Source organism: Mesorhizobium sp. M2D.F.Ca.ET.226.01.1.1 (assembly GCF_004022705.2).
Lineage (GTDB): Bacteria > Pseudomonadota > Alphaproteobacteria > Rhizobiales > Rhizobiaceae > Mesorhizobium.
Genome location: NZ_RZOY02000084.1, coordinates 1 through 338, shown reverse-complemented (window position 1 = coordinate 338; position 338 = coordinate 1). Strand labels below are relative to the sequence as shown.

The 338-nt window shown below is 61.2% G+C and carries 1 pseudogene; it reads right to left on the bottom strand.

Annotated features, from left to right (window positions below):
* Positions 1 to 338 (bottom strand): annotated as a pseudogene (locus tag EN869_RS33855) (insulinase family protein); the annotation flags it as partial.

Below are 338 nucleotides of genomic sequence, written 5' to 3'. Positions count from 1 at the left end.
GCAAGAGATAGCCCGTGGTCGAACGGTCGAACGCGAGATAGCGGGCGGCAACTGCTTTGATTTGCTCGGGGGTAACCTTGCGGATGCGATTCGGCCGTTCCTCGACATCCTTCACGGTACCGCCGGTGGCCAGCGTCGAGCCGTAGATGCTGGCGAGCCAGTCCAGGTTGTCATCCGCAAAGATCATATTGCGCAAATAGTGGTCCTTGGCCTTGCCTAGTTCCTCGTTGCTGACACCATCCTCGGCAATGCGGGCGACTTCGGCAGCGGCCGCCGCTTCGAGATCAGCCAGCTTGGCATCGCCGCGCGGTGCGCCATAGATGGCGAACTTGGTGTCG